Origin of the sequence: Streptomyces longispororuber (assembly GCF_024448165.1) — a bacterium.
Lineage (GTDB): Bacteria > Actinomycetota > Actinomycetes > Streptomycetales > Streptomycetaceae > Streptomyces > Streptomyces longispororuber_A.
The window spans coordinates 17898-37761 of sequence record NZ_JAMOLN010000092.1; the positions used below are offsets into that span (position 1 = coordinate 17898).

Here is a 19864-nt window from a genome sequence, read left to right on the forward strand (position 1 = left end):
GATCAGATCGGGATGCCGGGCGCGGCCAGGCGCAGCTCGCGCAATTTCGGACCGCACTCGTCGATGGCGTAGCCGACCTGGTTGTTCTCGGGGCAGCACTTCAGCCCCAGCCGCGTGCCCTCGGTGATCTTCTCCAGCATCTCCTCGTACTCCTGCTGCGTCAGCTGGCTGCCGCACTTCTCCAGCCACCGGGTGCCCTCGCGAGCGAGGACGACGAAGGTGTGCGGCGCCTGCCCGCGGTACTTGGTGGCCACGGCGGACAGGTCCCGCACGGCGTGTGCGGCCGCCTGCAACTGCTGTGCGCCGGACGGCGCCTGCATCGACGAGCGCAGCCGTACGCGGGCGTCCGCCGTCACCACGAGACGATCCTCGTCGCCCTCGGGACAGCCCTTGGCCGCCTCCAGATGGTTCCTTGCGAGGTCCAGGCGGCCCTGCTCGGCCTCGTACTCGGCGCGTTGCAGCCAATAGTGGTGATCGCTCTCCAGGAACGAGTGCGCCTCGTCGTAGATCTTCCGCACCGCCTCCGGCTCCAGGCCGAGACGGCGCATGGTGTCGTGATTGAGGAGCTTGATCATGACGTTCCGGTCGCGGTGCCGGTTGTCCTTGATGTGCCAGGCGCGGCCCGCGTAGAACAGCAGCAGGCTGGCGATGACCCAGGCCAGGTCGGCCTTGCGTTCCTGGAGGACGGTCTGCACGACGGTGTCGGCGATGGTGCGCTGGCGGCAGCGCAGCCGGCCGTCGTGGGTGTACAGGAGCAGCTTCATCTGGACGAGCTGCCGGACAGCCTCGCGATGGCTCCGGTTCGGGGCACCGGGGTGGGCGACGATCTCCAGCAGATCGGCCTCGTCGATGCCCCGCTGCTGGAACACCAGCGACGAATCGAAGAACGACACCACGGCGTACGGCGTCCGCTGGCTCTGCTTCAGCTCCTCGAACTCGCTCTTCACCTTCTGCGTCAGCGAGGTGCCCGTGACCGCCTCGATCATGGCTGCCAGCAGCCCCTGGTCGCACTTCTCGCGGAGCCTGGCGACCTTCTGGTGCAGGAAGAAGTGCTGCTTGAGCTTGCCGATCAGCGCGTTCTTGTCCAACGACTTGATGATCTTCTCGAGATCGCCGTCGGTGAGCAGCTGGTCGGAGCTGACCACCTCGGCGGGGAACCCGGCGTCCAACTCGGACTGGCGGGTGACGCGGATCGCGGCGACGACCAGGGTGCGGCCGTCGCCGTTCAGCGTCTTCAGGAACGACGCGGCACGTCCGGTGAAGATGTCCACGTCGTCGACGAAGACCGCAGAGAACCCCTGCTGGGCCGTCTGCTGCTCGATCTCCCGCGGCGGCAGGGACGCCCCGCGGTCCACCCAGCCGGCGTGGATCCCGTCCTTGTGCATCCGATAGGCGACCTGCATGAGAGCCGTCGTCTTGCCCGACCCCGCCGTGCCCTTCACCAGCACGATCGGCAGCCGTCCGCCCTCCGCGGGGCGGGCGCGCTCCTCGATCGTCGTGGCCAGCGAGAGCGGCGGCGCGATCTTCTTGTTCTTGATGTCACCCCAGGTCGGATCCCGCCCGATCAGGAACTCCCGGTCGCCGGGCGGCGCGCTCTCGACGAGGTGCACCACCCGGACGACGCCGACGCCACCGCGCGTGCCCGTGTACTCGGCGCTCAGCAGGCGCCGGCCGTCGGCCAGGGCCTGCACCCCGGAACCGAGGTACCGACGGGCGAAGTCCGCGGGAGCCATCCGGATGTGCCGCAGCCCCGCCGCGCGGAGGCGGGCCCGGTCGGCGGGCGTGCCTTCCGGGGCGACGAGGAAGCCGGGGAACTCGTGCTGTCCGTGCGTGCGACCGGCGATCCGCAGCGTCTCCCACAACGCGGGGCTGTCGGGGGAGTGTGCGACGAAGACCACCGGCCGGGTCAGCAGTTCGGCCTGGAACCGGCGGAGCCACAGGCTGCGCGCGTCCTTCCCCGACACCGACCAGGCGTCGCCGAAGTCCTGCGGATCGTCGCCCCTGCCCGGCCAGCCGTGCACGCCCACGACCTCCAGCGCCCCGCGCTTCACCGTGGGGAAGTCCTTGCGCGCGTCGACCAGGGACACGGTGTCCGCCAGGCGGGCGTCGCGCATCCGGGGAAGACAGTCGCTGCCGGTGAAGTCGTAGACACGTGACCACGGGGTCCGCAGCAGCGCGTGTGCCGCGTGCCCGTCGTGGTCGGCCGGCACGGCCAGGGCGGCGAGGTGGTGCTCCCGCTGCTGTGCGGAGAGCTGACCGCAGGCGGCCGCCCAGGTCTCGTGCAGGGCGGGCAGAGCCTGCGGAACGGCGCCGAACACGGCTTCGGCGAGCCGCCGGTTGAGCTCGTCCGTGGTGATGACGTCATCGGTCACCCCCGAGACCACGGCGAGCATCGTCTGGCCCGTCGCCATGTGGGGATAGAACTCGGCGAGCAGCGCCTTCTCGTCGTACGGCTCCTCCTGCCCGCGCGCGACCGGCACCCGGGCGGGCACGGCGGGGCGCGGGCGCAGGGTCGTCGGCAGCTGGCGGCGGGCGGCGATGTCCGTGACCACGGGACGGTCGGGGCGCAGGTCGAGACGGAGCAGCAGATGGCCGGAGGCGTTCCTGTCGAACGGCAGGTGCCAGCCCTTGTCGGCCTGGTCCCCGCCGCCCGCCAGAGCGAGCAGAGGGGCCGCCTCCGCGGGCAGTTCGGGCAGCGTCCCACTGCGCCCGGCCAGCAGGACAGTGAGGTCGTTGCCCTTCGCCCAGATCGCGAACGGCTCGCCCACGGCGTGCTCGAGCTGTTCCGCCGAACACCCGGCCAGACCGGCGGGGGCGTCGTCGGCGACCATGCGGAAGACCGTGTTCACGCAGGCGACGCCGACGACCCGGCCGCCCACCTGCAGCCGCAGCGCGCCGTCGCCGGGCAGCAGGCCCGCACGCCAGTCGGCGGCAGGCGCGGCGACCTGCTCCGTCAGCGTCACGAAGTCCTCGAAGACATCGGTGCACAGTGGCCGCACGATGTCCTCGGCGATCGCGCCGCTCCAGACGTCGGACGCGATGCCGTCCCAGCCGTCGCCCAGGTTCCGCGCCAGCAGCCGGCTGCCCGACATGGTGCGCACGTCGCCCGCACCGGGGACGAGGGTGACGAAGGGCTCGTAGTTCTGCTCCAGGCAGGAGAACTGGACGTCCTGCACGAGGCTCGTCGTCCCGGCCGGGTCGTCCGCCGCGCCGAGGACGACCACGCCGTCGACCCGGTGGCCGTCCTGGTGCAGACGCTCCACAGCGGTGAGGGCCACGGCCCGTCCGGTCTCCGTGTCCTGACCGGGCGCCCCGGCGAGGACGAGGAGGTGGGCGATCCCGTCGGTCTGCGGCTCAGGCATCGTGCCACCTCACTGCCCGCACCTTGCCGCGCGGCACGTACAGGGTCGGGTGCTGCGGCCCGCAGACGTCACCGGCCGGGACTATCTCGACGAACGACGTCGTCAGGGACTTCTTGAGAATGCTGCCGTCGATCCGCCCGGCGGCGGCCGTGCCCTTCGAGCACAGGGCGCGCAGAGCGGGCGCGTACGAGGAGTCGACGACGACGGTGCCCTCGGCGGTCTCCCGGACCGGGTCCACGAGGACCGTCGCGGCGAAAGTGGCGATGCTCAGGACGACGGCCGCCGCCGCCGCGCGGTTCGCGCACCGCTGCCGTCTGTCGATCGTCTGGGCCTCGCCGCGGACCTTGGCGATGACCGTGTTCAGGAGCTGCTGGCGGGTGGTCACCTTCCGGTCCCAGAGTTCGGGGACCGGGGACGCGACGGCCCGCAGATAGAGCAGGGCCGTCACCAGCCAGAGCGCCACCGACGCGATGCCCAGCCACTGCGTGGGCCGGGAGCGGTCCGCGAGGGTCGTGACGCTCAGCGCCGCCATGAGACCGCCTGCGAACAGGGTGATCGTGGACTGGGCCGCCTGCGCGCGCCCGCGCGCGATGCTCACCGACTGGATGAGCTGGGAGTAGTAGGTCTCCGACACCGACGTGAACACGGAGTCCAGGATCTGGTCGTACTCCGGCCGCTCCTGCTGTTCCTGCCGCCCCTGCGGCCCGGCGTGGCCGACCACAGCATGTTCCGTCGTCACGTGCCCCCCTTACGCCCAACTGGGCGTGAAGTTACCAGAGGTGACGATCCGTCGGGCCGGGTTCACCCGGGCCCGGCTCCCGCCTCGCCGACCGGGCGGCGATCACAGGGTGTGGGCGCGTGCGGCCCGTACGTGACGGGCCGGGGGGCCGGGCGCGACGGCCTACCCTTGTTCCATGACCAGCAGCAGCGACCGGAGTCAGGCAGTGGACGTATCGCACCCCAAGACGTATGAAGTGCGCACCTACGGGTGCCAGATGAACGTCCACGACTCCGAGCGCTTGTCCGGCCTCCTGGAGGGTGCCGGTTACGTCCGTGCGCCCGAGGACGCGGACGGCGACGCCGACGTCGTCGTCTTCAACACCTGCGCGGTCCGTGAGAACGCCGACAACCGCCTCTACGGCAACCTCGGCCGCCTCGCCCCCCGCAAGGCCTCGCGCCCCGGCATGCAGATCGCCGTGGGCGGCTGCCTCGCCCAGAAGGACCGCGACACCATCGTGAAGAAGGCGCCCTGGGTGGACGTCGTCTTCGGCACGCACAACATCGGCAAGCTGCCCGTCCTCCTGGAGCGCGCCCGCGTCCAGGAGGAGGCCCAGGTCGAGATCGCCGAGTCGCTGGAGGCCTTCCCCTCCACGCTGCCCACCCGCCGCGAGAGCGCGTACGCGGCCTGGGTGTCGATCTCCGTCGGCTGCAACAACACCTGCACCTTCTGCATCGTCCCGGCGCTGCGCGGCAAGGAGAAGGACCGCAGGACCGGCGACATCCTCGCCGAGATCGAGGCCCTCGTCGCCGAGGGCGTCTCCGAGATCACGCTGCTCGGCCAGAACGTCAACGCCTACGGGAGCGACATCGGCGACCGCGAGGCCTTCAGCAAGCTGCTGCGCGCCTGCGGTGCCATCGAGGGCCTGGAGCGCGTCCGCTTCACGTCCCCGCACCCGCGCGACTTCACGGACGACGTGATCGCGGCGATGGCCGAGACGCCGAACGTGATGCCGCAGCTCCACATGCCGATGCAGTCCGGTTCGGACACGGTCCTCAAGGCGATGCGCCGCTCGTACCGCCAGGAGCGCTTCCTCGGCATCATCGACAAGGTCCGCGCCGCCATCCCGCACGCGGCCATCACGACCGACATCATCGTGGGCTTCCCCGGCGAGACCGAGGAGGACTTCGAGCAGACGATGCACGCCGTGCGCGAGGCCCGCTTCTCCCAGGCCTTCACCTTCCAGTACTCCAAGCGCCCCGGAACCCCGGCCGCGACCATGGAGAACCAGATCCCCAAGGAGGTCGTGCAGGCGCGCTACGAGCGTCTCGTCGCCCTCCAGGAGGAGATCTCCTGGGAGGAGAACAAGAAGCAGGTCGGCCGCACCCTGGAGCTGATGGTCGCCGAGGGCGAGGGCCGCAAGGACGGCGCCACCCACCGCCTCTCCGGCCGCGCCCCCGACAACCGCCTCGTCCACTTCACCAAGCCGGACACCGAGGTGCGCCCCGGCGACGTGGTGACCGTCGAGATCACCTACGCCGCCCCGCACCACCTGCTCGCCGAGGGCCCGGTCCTGAGCGTGCGTTCCACGCGCGCGGGCGACGCGTGGGAGAAGCGCACCCAGGAGGCGCAGGACAAGAAGCAGGGCGTCCTGCTCGGCCTTCCGAAGGTGGGCGTTCCCGAGCCGCTGCCCGCGATGACCGGCGGCTGCGCCGTCGACTGACCCGCGGCCGGGGGTGCACAGTAGGCTGCCGATCATGCTTGTCGCCGCCGCCGTCTGCCCCTGCCCGCCGCTGCTCGTGCCCGAGGTGGCCGCCGGCGCCGCCCCCGAGCTGGACGCCGCGCGCACGGCGTGCGACGAGGCGATCGCCGCGATGCTCGCGGCCGGACCCGACCTGGTGTGGATCATCGGCGAGGGCTCGCGCCCGGGCGTCCACCGCCCGGGCGCCCGGGGCTCCTTCCGCCCCTTCGGCGTGGACCTCGACGTCCACCTCGGAACCCCGGCCGACGACGCCGGAACCGTTGAGGCCACCCTCCCGCCGTCCCTCTCCGTGGGCGCGTGGCTGCTCGCGCGCGCGGGGTGGAGCGGCGAGGTGCGTGGCTACGAGCTGGCGGGGGGCAGGTCCGCGTTCGACAGCCTTGACGGCGCGTGGCGGCTCGGCGACGGCCGGACCGGCAAGGAACGGGTGGGCTTCCTGGTCATGGGCGACGGCACCGCCTGCCGCACCGTGAAGGCCCCCGGCTACCTGGACGAGCGCGCCGAGGGCGTCGACGCGCGGATCGCCGAGGCCCTGCGCACCGGCGACCCGGACCACTACCTGGCCGGGCTCGACGCCGACCTCGCCCGCGAGCTCAAGATCTCCGGCCGCGGCCCGTGGCAGATGCTGAACGCCGCCTGGGACAAGAAGGACACCACCGCCCGCCTCCTGTACGAGGACGCGCCCTACGGAGTCGGCTACTTCGTGGCGAGCTGGACGTAGCCGGCTGGACGTAGCCCGCGCGGACACGGCGACGGCCGCGAAGCCCCTCGGCTTCGCGGCCGTCCGCCGTTCGTGTTCCGCGCGCGGTGTCTCAGGACCCCGCGGGCGGCGACGGCGGGGTGCCGCCGTCCTTGTCGCCCGGCCCGGAGAGCTTGTCCAGGGCGCCCTTCGCCTTGTCCGTACCCTGCTGGATCTTGTCGCTGTACTTGCCCTTGGTCTTGTCGTCGACCACCTTGGCGGCCTTCTCCAGGCCCTGGTCGATCTTGTCCCCGTGCTGTTGCGCGAGGCCGGAGACCTTTTCCTTGGCGGGGTTCAGCTTGGCTTTCAACGTGTCCAGGAAGCCCATGGACCCACCTTCCGTCGCAGAAACTCGCAGGAGCTCGCGGGAGCTCGCGGGAGTTACTTGCGGGCGCTCTCACCGGCCTCGTTGTCGGCGGCCTGTTCCGCGGACTGCTGCTTGGGGATCTCGACGCTCTCCGCGGCGGCCTCGGCCACCCCGGACGCCTCGCCCGTCTCGCCCGCCTCGGGCTCCTCGGCCTTCTGCTCGGCCGTGGCGGCCCCGGGGGCCTCGGACGGGGTCTCGGTGCCCTCCGCCTCGGGCTCGGCCGTCAGAGTGGCGGCCTGGGCCTCCGCGGTTGACGCCTCCTCGCTGTCCTTGGCCTTCCGGCGAAACATGGCAAAAACGCCCATTTCAACTCCATACAGTACTCGTGTGGGCGAAATCCCGCCCTGCCCGGTGCGTCCCATTGCGTCGCCCGGGTCACCGGTCCTCGAAACCGGCGGCTGGAACCTCGCAACAGGCAACGACCCCGCACCTGGGGCGTCACGTAGCTCGTTCGAGAAGTGGCCGCGAGGTTTGCGAGACTGGGGCGGTGAGTAGCGCAGCTCCCGCCCCGCGGGTCATCGCCGTCGTCGGTCCCACCGCGGCCGGAAAGTCCGATCTCGGCGTCTTCCTCGCCAAGGAACTCGGCGGCGAGGTCGTCAACGCCGATTCCATGCAGCTCTACCGGGGGATGGACATCGGCACCGCCAAGCTGACGCCCCAGGAGCGCGACGGAGTCCCGCACCACCTCCTGGACGTCTGGGACGTCACGGTGACCGCGAGCGTCGCCGAGTACCAGCGGCTGGCCCGCGCCGAGATCGACCGCCTCCTCGCCGCCGGCCGCTGGCCCGTCCTCGTCGGCGGCTCCGGGCTCTACGTGCGCGGCGCCGTCGACAAGATGGAGTTCCCCGGCACCGACCCCGGGATCCGCGCCCGGCTGGAGGAGGAGCTCGCCCTGCGCGGCTCCGGCGCCCTGCACGCCCGGCTGGCCGCCGCCGACCCGGAGGCCGCCGCCGCGATCCTGCCGAGCAACGGCCGGCGCATCGTGCGCGCCCTCGAAGTCATCGAGATCACCGGAAAGCCGTTCACGGCCAACCTGCCGGGACACGACTCCGTCTACGACACCGTCCAGATCGGCGTGGACGTGGCGCGCCCCGAACTCGACGAGCGCATCGCCACGCGTGTGGACCGCATGTGGGACGAAGGGCTCGTCGACGAGGTGCGCCTTCTGGAGGACCAGGGCCTGCGCGAGGGGCGCACGGCGTCCCGCGCACTCGGCTACCAGCAGGTGCTCGCGGCGCTCGCGGGGGAGTGCACCGAGGACGAGGCGCGGGCCGAGACCGTCCGCGCCACCAAGCGCTTCGCGCGCCGCCAGGATTCGTGGTTCCGGCGCGACCCCCGGGTGCATTGGCTCAGTGGGGCCGTCGCCGAGCGCGGGGAACTCCCGGCCCGCGCAATGGCGTTGGTCGAACGACCGGTTACAGCCTGATCACGTGATGGCATCGGGACGCTCGGGCGGTCATCCCGGCCTCCCGGGCCGTGCCATCATCGACCATCGATCGACCAGTGGAGTCCGGAGTGGGAGGGCGCGTGGCGATGGAGGCCGGCCCTCGTGACACCGCACCAGGCGGGGAGCAGCTGAGCTCCGACGGTCCTGAGACGACCCCGGACGGCGTGATCGCCGACGGTCCCACCGCCGACGAGATCGCCGCGCAGGACGAGGCCGCCGAGGTGGAGGTCGAGCTGCGCCCGCAGCGCAGGCTCCGCATCTGGCAGCTCGCGCCCATCGTGATGCTCGCCACCATCGGCTCCCTGATGTTCGCGTTCCCGCTGTTCTTCGAGTTCGGCGACGGCGGCGCCGTCGTGGCGATGCTCGGCCTGCTGATCAGTTCCTGCGCCGCGGGCTGGGGCATGATGGCCGCCCGCCGGGTGGGCTACACGCTGCCCGGTCTGCCGCCGCGCGGCAGCGGCAGATGGCCGGACTGGCGCGTCGTGGGCGCCTACGTCGTGGTGGTCGCGGCCGTGGCGGTCCTCGCCGTCTGGCGCGTCGCCCGGCTCCGCTGACCGCCCGCGCCGACCGGGTGGTCGGCGCCATCTCGTACGATCGAGAAATGACCACCTTCCTCAAGGGCCACGGGACCGAGAACGACTTCGTGATCATCCCGGACGCGGAGAACGCGATCGAGCTGTCCCCGGCCACCGTGGCGGCGCTGTGCGACCGCCGGGCCGGCGTCGGAGGGGACGGCGTCCTGCACGTCGTGCGTTCCGCGGCCCACCCCGAGGCGCGCCACCTGGCGGCCGAGGCGGAGTGGTTCATGGACTACCGGAACGGGGACGGTTCGATCGCCGAGATGTGCGGCAACGGCGTGCGGGTCTTCGCCCGCTACCTGCAGCACGCCGGACACGCCACCGAGGGCGACATCGCCGTGGCGACCCGCGGCGGCGTCAAGCGGGTCCACATCGACAAGGAAGGCCTGATCACGGTCGGCATGGGCCGGGCCACGCTGCCCGAGGGAGAGGTCACCGTCACCGTCGACGACCGCTCCTGGCCCGCGCGGAACGTGAACATGGGCAACCCGCACGCGATCGCCTTCGTGGCCGACCTCGCCCACGCGGGCACCCTGTACGATCCGCCCCCCTTTGCGCCGGCGAACGTGTACCCGGAGGGTGTGAACGTCGAATTCGTCGTCGACCGCGGCCCCCGGCACGTCGCCATGCGCGTGCACGAGCGCGGCTCGGGCGAGACCCGCTCGTGCGGGACGGGCGCGTGCGCGGTGGCCGTCGCCACGGCCCGCAGGGACGGCCTCGACCCGGCCGTGACCGGCGCCCCTGTCACGTACGACATCGACCTTCCCGGTGGCCGGCTGACGATCACCGAGCGGCCCGACGGAGAGATCGAGATGACCGGGCCCGCGGTGATCGTGGCCGAGGGCGAGCTCGACGCGGACTGGTTCGCGGCAATCGAAACCGTAAACCCGTGAACTGTCGCTCGAATGGGTGATCCGTTTCACGCTGGGCGAGAGCGGGACTGCGCCACGTGATGGGCTCGGTAGCATCAAGCACCGGTCCGGACGGGTGCCCCTGCCAGCCCGCCACCGGTCGACAAAGCCGGAGGTGCTCATGAGTGCGGAGGCGACCAACCCCGCGACGCCGGGGCCGATCACGCCCGGAGCGCACCGTCGGCGCGGCCGGCCACGGATCGACCTGCGCCGGCTGGGCCGCGCCGCGCTCCTCGGCCCCACCACCCGCGACCGGCTCCCGGACGCCATCGGCCACGTCGTCGAGGCCCACCGCGCGCACTACCCGGACGCCGTGCTGGACCCGCTGCGCCGGGCCTACGTGCTCGCCGAGTCCTCGCACCGCGGCCAGATGCGCAAGAGCGGCGAGCCGTACATCACGCACCCGCTCGCGGTGACGCTGATCCTGGCCGAGCTGGGCGCGGAGACCACCACGCTCACCGCCTCCCTCCTGCACGACACGGTCGAGGACACGGAGGTGACCCTCGACCAGGTGCGCGACCAGTTCGGCGAGGAGGTCGCCTATCTCGTCGACGGCGTCACCAAACTGGAGAAGGTCGACTACGGCGCCGCCGCCGAGCCCGAGACGTTCCGCAAGATGCTGGTCGCGACCGGCAACGACGTCCGCGTCATGTCGATCAAACTCGCCGACCGCCTGCACAACATGCGCACCCTCGGCGTCATGCGCCAGGAGAAACAGGAGCGGATCGCCAAGGTCACCCGCGACGTCCTCATCCCGCTCGCCGAGCGCCTCGGCGTCCAGGCCCTGAAGACCGAGCTCGAGGACCTGGTCTTCGCGATCCTGCACCCCGAGGAGTACGCGGAGACCCGCGCGCTGATGGCGGCCAACGCCGCGCGCGACGACGACCCGCTCGCCGCGATCGCCGAGGACGTGCGCGGCGTGCTGCGCGAGGCGGGCCTGAGCGCCGAAGTCCTCATCCGGCCCCGGCACTTCGTGTCCGTCCACCGCGTCCGGCGCAAGCGCGGCGAACTGCGCGGCGCCGACTTCGGCCGCCTCCTCGTCCTCGTCGGCGAGGACGCCGACTGCTACGGCGTGCTCGGCGAACTCCACACCTGTTTCACGCCCGTGGTCTCCGAGTTCAAGGACTTCATCGCCGTACCGAAGTTCAACCTGTACCAGTCGCTGCACACCGCCGTCGCCCGCCCCGACGGCGAGGTAGCCGAAGTCCTCATCCGCACGCACCAGATGCACAAGGTCGCGGAGGCGGGCGTCGTCGCACTCGGCAATCCGTACGCGCCGTCCGGCGAGGAGCACCTCGACACCCTCGGCGAGCGCTCCGACCCCACCCGTCCCGGCTGGCTCTCCCGCCTGCTCGACTGGCAGCAGTCCGCACCCGACGCCGACACCTTCTGGTCGACGCTCAGGGAGGACCTCGCACAGGACCGCGAGATCACCGTTTTCCGGCCCGACGGCGGCACCATCGGCCTCCCCGCGGGCGCCAGTTGCGTCGACGCCGCGTACGCGCAGTACGGCGAGGACGCCCACGCCGTCATCGGCGCGCGGGTCAACGGACGCCTGGCGACGCTCAGTACGGTCCTCAGCGACGGCGACACCGTCCAGCTCCTGATGGACCACATGGAGAGCGGCGCCGCCTCCGAGCCGTCCCGCGACTGGCTCGACCACGCGCGCACGCCCGCCGCGCGCATCGCCATCCGCCGCTGGCTCACCGCCCATCCGGAAGGGCCGAGCGCCACGGAGCCCGCACCGCGCGCCCCGTACAGCGGCCCCTCGGCCCGCCCCGCCGCCGCGAACGCCGTCGTCGAGCAGCCCGGCGCCACCGTCCGCCTCGCCGGCTGTTGTACGCCCGTGCCGCCCGACGAGATCACCGCGTTCGCCGTCCGCGGCGGCGCCGTCACCGTGCACCGCGTCGAGTGCTCCGGGGCACAGCGCATGAAGAACGCCGACCGCCCGGAGGTCGGCGTGCACTGGGCGGACGCGGCGACCGCCGAGTACCGGGTGACCCTGCTCGCCGAATCCTTCAGCCGCCCGCACCTGCTGGCCGACCTCACCGAAGCCATAGCGCTGGAGGGCGTCGCCATCATCTCGGCGACCGTCGAACCCCCCGCCCAGGGCCGGGTCCGGCACACGTACACGCTGCAACTCCCGGACGCCGCGCACCTCCAGGCCCTGATGCGGGCGATGCGGAACGTGCCGGGCGTGTACGACGTGGGGCGCGCGCAGCATGCCGCGGCGGGCGCCCTGTAAGCCGACCCGGGGCCTCGTTCGGGTGGTGCGGCGCGTGCCGCCCGGGCCGCGGGAGCGCGCGCTGATAGCGGTAGTTCATGCTGCTCAGCTCCCGAACGTCCCGCACCGCCGCGCTGCTCGCCGCCGGTGCCTCCGTCGCCCTCCTCGCGGCGGCCGCGCCCCGCCCGGCCACCCCGCTCGGTCTCGGCGACCGGCTCTTCCCGCACCTCGGCAACCCCGGCTACGACGTGCAGTCGTACGACATCGCCCTCACGTACAAGGGCGACAACCGCAAGCCGCTCGACGCCGTCACCAAGATCGACGCCCGGGCGACGGCCCGGCTCGACCGGGTCAACCTCGACTTCTCGCACGGCACCGTGCGGTCCGTGGAGGTCAACGGCGCCCCCGCCGACTTCGCGACCGGCGGCGAGGACCTGATCGTCACGCCCGCCCGCCCCGTCGTGGCCGGGGAACCTCTGCGCATCACCGTCCGGCACACCAGCGACCCCATGCCGGGCAAGGAGGAGATCGGCTGGGTGCGCACCAAGGACGGGCTCGCCATGGCGAACCAGGCCGACGCCGGGCACCGGGTGTTCCCGAGCAACGACCACCCCTCCGACAAGGCCTACTTCACCTTCCGCATCACTGCCCCCAAGGGCCTCACCGCCGTCGCCAACGGCGTCCCCATGGCCACGACGCGGCAGGCCGGAGCCACCCGCTGGTCCTACCGGACGCTCCACCCGATGGCCACCGAGCTGGCCCAGGTCTCCATCGGCCGCTCCGCGGTGCTCCACCAGCAGGGACCGCACGGCCTGCCCGTACGCGACGTCGTACCGGCCAAGGACGTCAAGGCGCTGCGGCCGTGGCTGAAGAAGACGCCCGGCCAGATCTCCTGGATGGAGGGGAAGGTCGGCCGCTACCCCTTCGAGAACTACGGCCTGCTCGTCGCCGAGGCCACCACGGGCTTCGAACTCGAGACGCAGACGCTCTCCCTCTTCGAGAAGGACCTGTTCACCGAGGCCGGCTACCCCGAGTGGTACGTCGACTCGATCATGGTCCACGAGCTGGCGCACCAGTGGTTCGGCGACAGCGTCAGCCCGCGCACCTGGTCCGACCTGTGGCTCAACGAGGGCCACGCCACCTGGTACGAGGCCCAGTACGCGGAGGAGAAGGCGCACCAGCCGATGGCGACGCGGATGCGGGACGCCTACCGCGAATCCGACGGCTGGCGCGCGGCCGGCGGCCCGCCCGCCGCGCCGAAGGGCCCCGAGAGCGGCGAGAAGATCAGCATCTTCCGGCCGGTCGTCTACGACGGCAGCGCCCTCGTCCTCTACGCGCTGCGCCAGGAGATCGGCAAGGAAGCCTTCGACCGGCTCGAACGGCAGTGGGTGGCCACCCACCGTGACTCCACGGCCACGACGGCGGACTTCACCGGCCTCGCCTCGCGGATCGCGGGACGCGACCTGACCGGCTTCTTCGACGCCTGGCTGTACGGGCAGAAGACGCCGCCGATGCCCGGACACCCCGACTGGAAGAGCCGGCCGGCGGAGAAGTAGCCCGGAATTCCGGGCTTCGGACCCGATGATCGAGGGAAATAACCCGGATGACGAGACGGCCCGTACCGTGCGACCATCGTCAGGTCGACGGCACGGGCCGACGGCGGTCACCGAACCGGCTCCTCCGGGAATCCCCGGGCCGGACCGAGCGTTGACACAGAGGACGGGCGGGCGCCCGTCACGTTTCCCGAATCCCACTGACGTAAGGATCCAATGACCTCCTCTTCTTCCCCTTCCCAGGACGCGCAGAGCTTCGCGCAGAACCACCCCGAAGGTCTTCGGGCCGATGCCCTGATGGAAGAGGACGTCGCCTGGAGCCACGAGATCGACGGAGAGCGGGACGGCGACCAGCTCGACCGCTCCGAGCGCGCGGCCCTGCGCCGCGTCGCGGGCCTCTCCACCGAGCTCGAGGACGTCACCGAGGTCGAGTACCGACAGCTCCGCCTGGAGCGCGTGGTCCTCGTCGGCGTCTGGACGTCGGGAACGGTTCATGACGCGGAGAACTCCCTCGCGGAGCTCGCCGCCCTCGCCGAGACCGCCGGTGCCCTCGTGCTCGACGGCGTCATCCAGCGCCGGGACAAGCCCGACGCGGCGACGTACATCGGCTCGGGCAAGGCCCAGGAGCTGCGCGACATCGTCCTCGAGACCGGTGCCGACACCGTCGTGTGCGACGGTGAGCTCAGCCCCGGCCAGCTCATCCACCTCGAGGACGTCGTCAAGGTCAAGGTGGTCGACCGGACCGCCCTGATCCTCGACATCTTCGCCCAGCACGCCAAGTCCCGAGAGGGCAAGGCGCAGGTCGCGCTCGCGCAGATGCAGTACATGCTGCCGCGACTGCGCGGCTGGGGTCAGTCGCTCTCCCGGCAGATGGGTGGCGGTGGCTCCTCCGGCTCCGGCGGTGGCATGGCCACCCGTGGTCCCGGTGAGACCAAGATCGAGACGGACCGGCGACGGATCCGCGAGAAGATGGCGAAGATGCGCCGTGAGATCGCGGAGATGAAGACGGGCCGCGACATCAAGCGCCAGGAGCGCAAGCGGAACAAGGTGCCGTCGGTCGCCATCGCCGGATACACCAACGCGGGCAAGTCCTCGCTGCTCAACCGCCTCACGGGCGCGGGCGTGCTGGTGGAGAACGCGCTGTTCGCCACCCTCGACCCGACCGTGCGCCGGGCCGAGACGCCGAGCGGCCGGCTGTACACGCTGGCCGACACCGTCGGCTTCGTCCGGCACCTTCCGCACCACCTCGTCGAGGCGTTCCGCTCCACGATGGAGGAGGTCGGCGACTCCGACCTGATCCTGCACGTGGTCGACGGCTCGCACCCGGTGCCGGAGGAGCAGCTCGCCGCGGTGCGCGAGGTCATCCGTGACGTCGGCGCCACCAAGGTGCCGGAGATCGTGGTGATCAACAAGGCGGACGCGGCGGACCCCCTGGTCCTCCAGCGGCTGCTGCGCGTCGAGAAGCACGCGATCGCCGTCTCCGCCCGCACGGGCGCCGGCATCGACGAGCTGCTCGCGCTCATCGACGCCGAACTGCCGCGGCCCTCGGTCGAGATCGAGGCCCTCGTGCCGTACACGCACGGCCAGCTGGTCGCGCGGGCGCACACCGACGGCGAGGTGATCTCCGAGGAGCACACCCCGGAGGGCACGCTCCTGAAGGCGCGCGTCCACGAGGAACTCGCGGCGGAACTCGCGCCGTACGTGCCGACGGCTGCCGCCGGCTGACGTCCCGCAGCACGGGAAAGGGCCCCTCCCCGGTCACCCGGGGAGGGGCCCTTTCCCGTGGACCCGGGCGTCGCTCGGGTCCACGGGCGACCGCCTTACCGGCTGCCGTACTTCTCGCTCATCGTGTCGAAGACCTGCTGGGCCTCCTGGCCCAACTGCGGTCCGGCGAGCCAGGTGTTGGAGGCCGGGCCGATCGACGTGTTCGACACCAGGACGGTCTTGCCGCCGTCGTTGCGGAACCAGCCGCCACCGGACGAACCACCGGTCATGGTGCAGCCGATGCGGTACATCGTCGGGTCCGTCGAGTTCAGCGCGAGCCGGCCCGGACGGTCGAGGCACTTGTTCATCAGCAGACCGTCGAACGGCGGCGCGGCCGGGTAGCCCCAGGCGCCCATCGAGCCGACCGACTGCACGGAGGGCGTGGAGAAGTCCACCTCCAGCGCGTTCCCGACCGTCTCCTCGAGGGACTTGGTGCCCTGCTCCGGCTTCATGTGCAGCACCGCGAAGTCGTACGGCGCGCCCGCGCCGCCCGACTCGGCACCCTGGTCGATCCACTCGTTCGACGTGGAGGCCCAGTCCGCCCAGTACGTGCCGTACGGCGCGATCTCCTGCTGCGACGCGTTGCGCAGCGCGTCGGCCGACTTGCCGAGGTCGTTGTACGACGGGACGAACGCGATGTTGCGGTACCAGCCGCCCGCCGAACCCGCGTGGACGCAGTGGCCGGCGGTCCACACGAGGTTCGACTTGCCGGGGTTGCGCGGGTCCTTCACGACGGTGCCGGAGCAGACCATCGAACCCTCGGGGGAGTCGAAGAAGACCTTGCCGACCGGTGCCGCGTTCTCGTGGTACGGCGTCTTCTCGGCCTGCGCCTTCACCGGGGAGGGCTCCGGGTCGGAGACGCCCTGGTCGGTCGAGTAGTCCTTCGCCGCGATCGTCTTGTCCGGGTCCTTGGCGGACTTCATCCGCTCGGGCTTCCACAGGCCCTCGATGACCGGGTTGACGAAGTCCTTGGCCTCGCGCAGCCAGTCGTCCTTGTCCCAGTTCTTCCAGGCCCCGTTCTTCCACTTGTCGGGGTCGATGCCGTGCTTCTTCAGCTGGTCGGCGATGTCACCCGGCAGCTTCGCGCCGCTGTCGGAGCCCTGCGACGTGGTGGCCGCGGGCTTGTCGCCCGAGGCATTGCTGTCGTTGCAGCCGGTGGCGGTGAGCGCCAGAACCGCGACGATTCCGGTCGCGGCGAGAACGGCACGCCGCTCCCGGCCGCGCGCGACGGACGGACGTATGGAACGCATGGTGCGATTACCCCCGATGGAAATCTGTCATGAGCGTGTCATTCCGGGACAGGTGATCCTGTGGACCCGCTGAGACACAGCACCCCACTATGCCCGTGAGGTCGAGGACGAACGGCGGCGGGGTGGTGAAGATTCCTCCACCCCGCCGCGCCGGCTCACTGCCCGGCGAACTTCTTGCTCACGGCGTCATAGATCCCCTTGGCCTCCTTGCCCAGCCGCGGACCGGCCAGCCAGCCCGCCGTCACCGGACCGATCGAGGTGTTGGACACCAGCGCCGGCTTGCCGTCCGAACCCTGGCCGACCCAGCCGCCACCGGACGAACCACCCGTCATCGTGCAGCCGATGCGGTACATCGTCGGGTCCGTCGTGTTCAGCGAGAGACGGCCCGGCTTGTCCGCGCACTGGAACAGCTTCTGCCCGTCGAACGGCGGCGCCGCCGGGTAGCCCTTCGCGGTCAGCTGCGAGATCTTCGGCACCGCCGGCGCGTTGAAGTTCACCGGAAGCGCCGAACCGACCGTCTCCTCCAGCGACTTGCCCGAACTGCCCTTCTCCGGCGTCACGTGAATGGACGCGAAGTCGTACGGAGCACCCGCCCCGCCCGTCGGGCCGCCCTGCTCGATCCACTGGTCGGACGTCTGCGCCCAGTCACCCCACCAGACACCGTACGGAGCGACCTCCTCCTTGGGTGCGCCCTGCAGCTCGTCGGCCGACTTCCCGCTGTCGTTGTAGGAGGGCACGAACGCGATGTTGCGGTACCAGCCGCCGTTCTTGCCCGCGTGCACACAGTGGCCCGCGGTCCAGATCATGTTGGACTTGCCCGGGTGCGCCGGGTCGGTGACCACGGTCGCCGAGCACACCATCGAACCCTCGGGCCCGTCGAAGAACAGCTTGCCCGCGTACGGCGCGCTGCCGTGGTACGGGCTGGCGACCGCCGCGGCCTCGACCGGATTCGGCGTCGGGTCCGTCACGCCCTGGTCGCCGGAGAGATCGCTGTCGTCGACCTCGTTGTCCGGGTTCTTGTCGGCGTCACGCATCCGGTCCGAGTCCCACAGGCCGTCGATGATGGGGTTGACGTAGTCCTGCGCCTCACGCAGCCACTTGTCCTTGTCCCAGTTCTTCCACTCGCCGTGCTTCCACTTGTCCAGATCGATCCCGTGCTCCTTGAGCCGGTCCTTGAGCTCGTCCGGGATCTTGATCGTGTCGCCGCCCGCGGTCGCCGAGGCGGTCGGCTTGTCACTCGCGTCGTCCTCGTTCGGACCGCAGGCCGTGGCGGTCAGGGCGAGCACCGCGCCGAGCGCAACTGCCGCCGCCACGGGGGACGTTCTGCCGCGCACGCCCCTCGCGCGGCGAGCGGCGAACAGCGGGCGTATGGGTCGCATTTCGTGAATCCCCCTGGGCTTCGAGATCGTTGCAGTGCCGTACATGTGCGGCGGACGGGCGACGCCGCCCCTCCGCCGAACGGCACCCCACACTATGCCGATGCCGTCGGGGTCGACCGACGGAACAGCAACGGTTCCGTCACGGAGGGATCATGCGCGCCCTACGGATCGTTGAGGCACGGCGCCGCTGGAAGAGGCGGGACATGGACGGGGCGTGGCGCCACGGCCGGGCAGGGCCGACACCGCGACTCGCAGGGCCGACACCGCGACTCGCAGGGGCGGCGCCGTACGAATCCTCGGGGCCCGGCCCCGAACGACCCGACGTACGTCGCCGCGGGATTCGTCGGGGCGCGGCTCCGCGCGACGAGGGCCGCACGGAGCCCCGGGCCGGGGAAAACCGCCAAGCAGGCCTCGCCGTCGGCCGCGTGACCGACAGCGCGCCGCAAAGGTCTTGTCATGAGTCTCCGTTCGACCCGTGTTCCTACGGGCGCATCGTCGTTAGTGCGTACGGGGGATCCGCAGTCGGCGTTCAGTCCTCGAACCGTCCTGGTGTCCTGCCGGACGGTTCCTTCGGTCTGCGCACACCGACTCGCTCCGCCCACCGGTGAGTCGACGGGCCCCGTCGGCCGTATATCCAGCGGGAGGACCAACAGCCGTGGCCGTGACCGATCCTGCGCCCCTTCCGGTGCCCGCCCCGTACGACGGGGAGACGCGGGGGACGCCTGCCCGCGAAGGCGCCGCGCACGAAGGGATCCTGCGCCGCCAGTCCGCGCGGGAGTCCGCGGCCCGCACCTATGCGCGCGCGCTGCCGATCGTGCCGGTACGGGCCCGTGGGCTCACCATCGAAGGCGCCGACGGCCGCCGGTACCTGGACTGCCTCTCCGGCGCCGGCACCCTCGCGCTCGGCCACAACCACCCCGTCGTCCTCGAAGCGATCCGCAAGGTGCTCGACTCGGGCGCCCCGCTCCACGTCCTCGATCTGGCCACCCCCGTCAAGGACGACTTCACCACCGAGCTGTTCCGCACGCTGCCGCCCGCCCTTGCCGACCGGGCCCGCATCCAGTTCTGCGGACCGGCCGGCACGGACGCCGTCGAAGCGGCCCTCAAACTGGTCCGCACCGCCACCGGACGCTCCGGCCTGCTCGCCTTCACCGGCGCCTATCACGGGATGACCGCGGGGGCGCTCGAAGCATCGGGCGGCGCACAGGACGTCCGCGTCACGCGCCTGCCCTATCCGCAGGACTACCGCTGCCCCTTCGGCATCGGCGGACCGCGCGGCGCCGAACTCGCCGCCCGCTGGACGCGGTCGCTCCTCGACGACACCAAGTCGGGGGTGCCGCACCCGGCGGGCATGATCCTCGAACCCGTCCAGGGAGAAGGCGGCGTGATCCCCGCGCCCGACGCCTGGCTGCGCCGCATGCGGACCCTCACCGAGGAGCACTCGATCCCGCTGATCGCCGACGAGGTACAGACCGGCGTCGGCCGCACCGGGGCCTTCTGGGCCGTCGAGCACAGCGGCATCGTCCCGGACGTGATGGTGCTGTCCAAGGCGATCGGCGGCAGCCTCCCGCTCGCCGTGATCGTCTACCGGGACGACCTCGATGTCTGGCGCCCCGGCGCCCACGCGGGCACCTTCCGCGGCAACCAACTCGCGATGGCCGCCGGCGCCGCCACCCTCGCCCATGTCCGCGAGAACCACCTCGCCCAGCGCGCCGCCGACCTCGGCGCCCGGATGCTCGGCCAACTCCAGGACCTGGCCAAGGAGTTCGCCTGCATCGGCGACGTCCGCGGCCGCGGCCTGATGATCGGCGTC

General features: G+C 71.5%; 15 protein-coding genes. 9 read left to right on the forward strand and 6 right to left on the reverse strand.

The annotated features are described in order from the left end of the window. Positions 1 to 2: 2 nt before the first annotated feature. Positions 3 to 3362: a P-loop NTPase gene (locus tag M4J07_RS24710; protein WP_255975191.1), complete on the reverse strand. Its 3360-nt coding sequence runs from the start codon at positions 3360 to 3362 to the stop codon at positions 3 to 5. Next, positions 3355 to 4101, reverse strand: coding sequence for a hypothetical protein (locus tag M4J07_RS24715; protein WP_255975192.1), 747 nt, complete (start codon positions 4099 to 4101; stop codon positions 3355 to 3357). The genes M4J07_RS24710 and M4J07_RS24715 overlap by 8 nt, the downstream gene beginning before the upstream one ends. Before the next feature lie 175 nt (positions 4102 to 4276). Here M4J07_RS24715 and miaB point away from each other — a divergent pair, with 175 nt between their 5' ends. Both miaB and M4J07_RS24725 read left to right on the forward strand, forming a co-directional pair. Next, on the forward strand, positions 4277 to 5803 hold the full coding sequence (gene miaB, locus M4J07_RS24720) for a tRNA (N6-isopentenyl adenosine(37)-C2)-methylthiotransferase MiaB (RefSeq protein WP_255975193.1): 1527 nt from the start codon (positions 4277 to 4279) through the stop codon (positions 5801 to 5803). Positions 5804 to 5837: 34 nt separating this feature from the next. Then, the gene (locus tag M4J07_RS24725) at positions 5838 to 6560 is read left to right on the forward strand and encodes a class III extradiol dioxygenase subunit B-like domain-containing protein (protein WP_255975194.1); all 723 of its coding nucleotides are present in this window, start codon (positions 5838 to 5840) and stop codon (positions 6558 to 6560) included. A 91-nt stretch (positions 6561 to 6651) separates the two neighbouring features. Here the strand turns inward: M4J07_RS24725 and M4J07_RS24730 are convergent, their stop codons facing one another. Together M4J07_RS24730 and M4J07_RS24735 are read right to left on the reverse strand one after the other, a co-directional pair. After that, positions 6652 to 6906 (reverse strand): antitoxin, encoded by a 255-nt coding sequence (locus tag M4J07_RS24730; protein WP_255975195.1) that lies wholly within the window; start codon positions 6904 to 6906, stop codon positions 6652 to 6654. A 53-nt stretch (positions 6907 to 6959) separates the two neighbouring features. Further along, positions 6960 to 7250: a hypothetical protein gene (locus M4J07_RS24735; protein ID WP_255975196.1), complete on the reverse strand. Its 291-nt coding sequence runs from the start codon at positions 7248 to 7250 to the stop codon at positions 6960 to 6962. Positions 7251 to 7432: 182 nt separating this feature from the next. On the opposite strand from M4J07_RS24735, the gene miaA reads away from it, so the two are divergent. The 6 genes from miaA to hflX all read left to right on the forward strand — a co-directional run bounded on the left by miaA (position 7433) and on the right by hflX (position 15383). Beyond that, positions 7433 to 8371 (forward strand): tRNA (adenosine(37)-N6)-dimethylallyltransferase MiaA, encoded by a 939-nt coding sequence (gene miaA / locus M4J07_RS24740; RefSeq protein WP_255975197.1) that lies wholly within the window; start codon positions 7433 to 7435, stop codon positions 8369 to 8371. A gap of 107 nt (positions 8372 to 8478) precedes the next feature. Continuing rightward, positions 8479 to 8946 (forward strand): hypothetical protein, encoded by a 468-nt coding sequence (locus tag M4J07_RS24745; RefSeq protein ID WP_255975205.1) that lies wholly within the window; start codon positions 8479 to 8481, stop codon positions 8944 to 8946. Positions 8947 to 8993: 47 nt separating this feature from the next. Beyond that, positions 8994 to 9863 carry a diaminopimelate epimerase gene (gene dapF / locus M4J07_RS24750; protein ID WP_255975198.1) on the forward strand — a complete coding sequence of 290 codons (870 nt, stop codon included), beginning with the start codon at positions 8994 to 8996 and terminating at the stop codon, positions 9861 to 9863. A 139-nt stretch (positions 9864 to 10002) separates the two neighbouring features. Then, positions 10003 to 12126, forward strand: coding sequence for a RelA/SpoT family protein (locus M4J07_RS24755; protein ID WP_255975199.1), 2124 nt, complete (start codon positions 10003 to 10005; stop codon positions 12124 to 12126). A 77-nt stretch (positions 12127 to 12203) separates the two neighbouring features. Then, entirely contained in the window at positions 12204 to 13661 is a 1458-nt protein-coding gene (locus M4J07_RS24760) for a M1 family metallopeptidase (protein WP_255975200.1), read from the forward strand. 213 nt (positions 13662 to 13874) lie between these two features. Then, positions 13875 to 15383, forward strand: coding sequence for a GTPase HflX (gene hflX / locus M4J07_RS24765; RefSeq protein ID WP_255975201.1), 1509 nt, complete (start codon positions 13875 to 13877; stop codon positions 15381 to 15383). A 95-nt stretch (positions 15384 to 15478) separates the two neighbouring features. On the opposite strand, the gene M4J07_RS24770 is transcribed toward hflX, so the two are convergent. Both M4J07_RS24770 and M4J07_RS24775 read right to left on the reverse strand, forming a co-directional pair. Continuing rightward, the gene (locus tag M4J07_RS24770) at positions 15479 to 16672 is read right to left on the reverse strand and encodes a trypsin-like serine peptidase (RefSeq protein ID WP_255975202.1); all 1194 of its coding nucleotides are present in this window, start codon (positions 16670 to 16672) and stop codon (positions 15479 to 15481) included. 155 nt (positions 16673 to 16827) lie between these two features. After that, positions 16828 to 18051, reverse strand: a complete 1224-nt coding sequence (locus M4J07_RS24775; RefSeq protein WP_255975203.1) for a trypsin-like serine peptidase — start codon at positions 18049 to 18051, stop codon at positions 16828 to 16830. Between the two features lie 655 nt (positions 18052 to 18706). Here M4J07_RS24775 and M4J07_RS24780 point away from each other — a divergent pair. Further along, positions 18707 to 19864, forward strand: a 1158-nt coding sequence (locus M4J07_RS24780) for a diaminobutyrate--2-oxoglutarate transaminase family protein (protein WP_374215078.1), incomplete at its 3' end; no start/stop codon positions are given.

Bases quoted from the DNA above. Each gene is read 5' to 3' on its own strand.
- M4J07_RS24710 (WP_255975191.1), bottom strand. From the start codon at position 3,362: ATGCCTGAGCCGCAGACCGACGGGATCGCCCACCTCCTCGTCCTCGCC.
- miaB (WP_255975193.1), top strand. From the start codon at position 4,277: ATGACCAGCAGCAGCGACCGGAGTCAGGCAGTGGACGTATCGCACCCC.
- M4J07_RS24725 (WP_255975194.1), top strand. From the start codon at position 5,838: ATGCTTGTCGCCGCCGCCGTCTGCCCCTGCCCGCCGCTGCTCGTGCCC.
- M4J07_RS24730 (WP_255975195.1), bottom strand. From the start codon at position 6,906: ATGGGCTTCCTGGACACGTTGAAAGCCAAGCTGAACCCCGCCAAGGAA.
- M4J07_RS24735 (WP_255975196.1), bottom strand. From the start codon at position 7,250: ATGGGCGTTTTTGCCATGTTTCGCCGGAAGGCCAAGGACAGCGAGGAG.
- M4J07_RS24745 (WP_255975205.1), top strand. From the start codon at position 8,479: ATGGAGGCCGGCCCTCGTGACACCGCACCAGGCGGGGAGCAGCTGAGC.
- dapF (WP_255975198.1), top strand. From the start codon at position 8,994: ATGACCACCTTCCTCAAGGGCCACGGGACCGAGAACGACTTCGTGATC.
- M4J07_RS24755 (WP_255975199.1), top strand. From the start codon at position 10,003: ATGAGTGCGGAGGCGACCAACCCCGCGACGCCGGGGCCGATCACGCCC.
- M4J07_RS24760 (WP_255975200.1), top strand. From the start codon at position 12,204: ATGCTGCTCAGCTCCCGAACGTCCCGCACCGCCGCGCTGCTCGCCGCC.
- hflX (WP_255975201.1), top strand. From the start codon at position 13,875: ATGACCTCCTCTTCTTCCCCTTCCCAGGACGCGCAGAGCTTCGCGCAG.
- M4J07_RS24770 (WP_255975202.1), bottom strand. From the start codon at position 16,672: ATGCGTTCCATACGTCCGTCCGTCGCGCGCGGCCGGGAGCGGCGTGCC.
- M4J07_RS24775 (WP_255975203.1), bottom strand. From the start codon at position 18,051: ATGCGACCCATACGCCCGCTGTTCGCCGCTCGCCGCGCGAGGGGCGTG.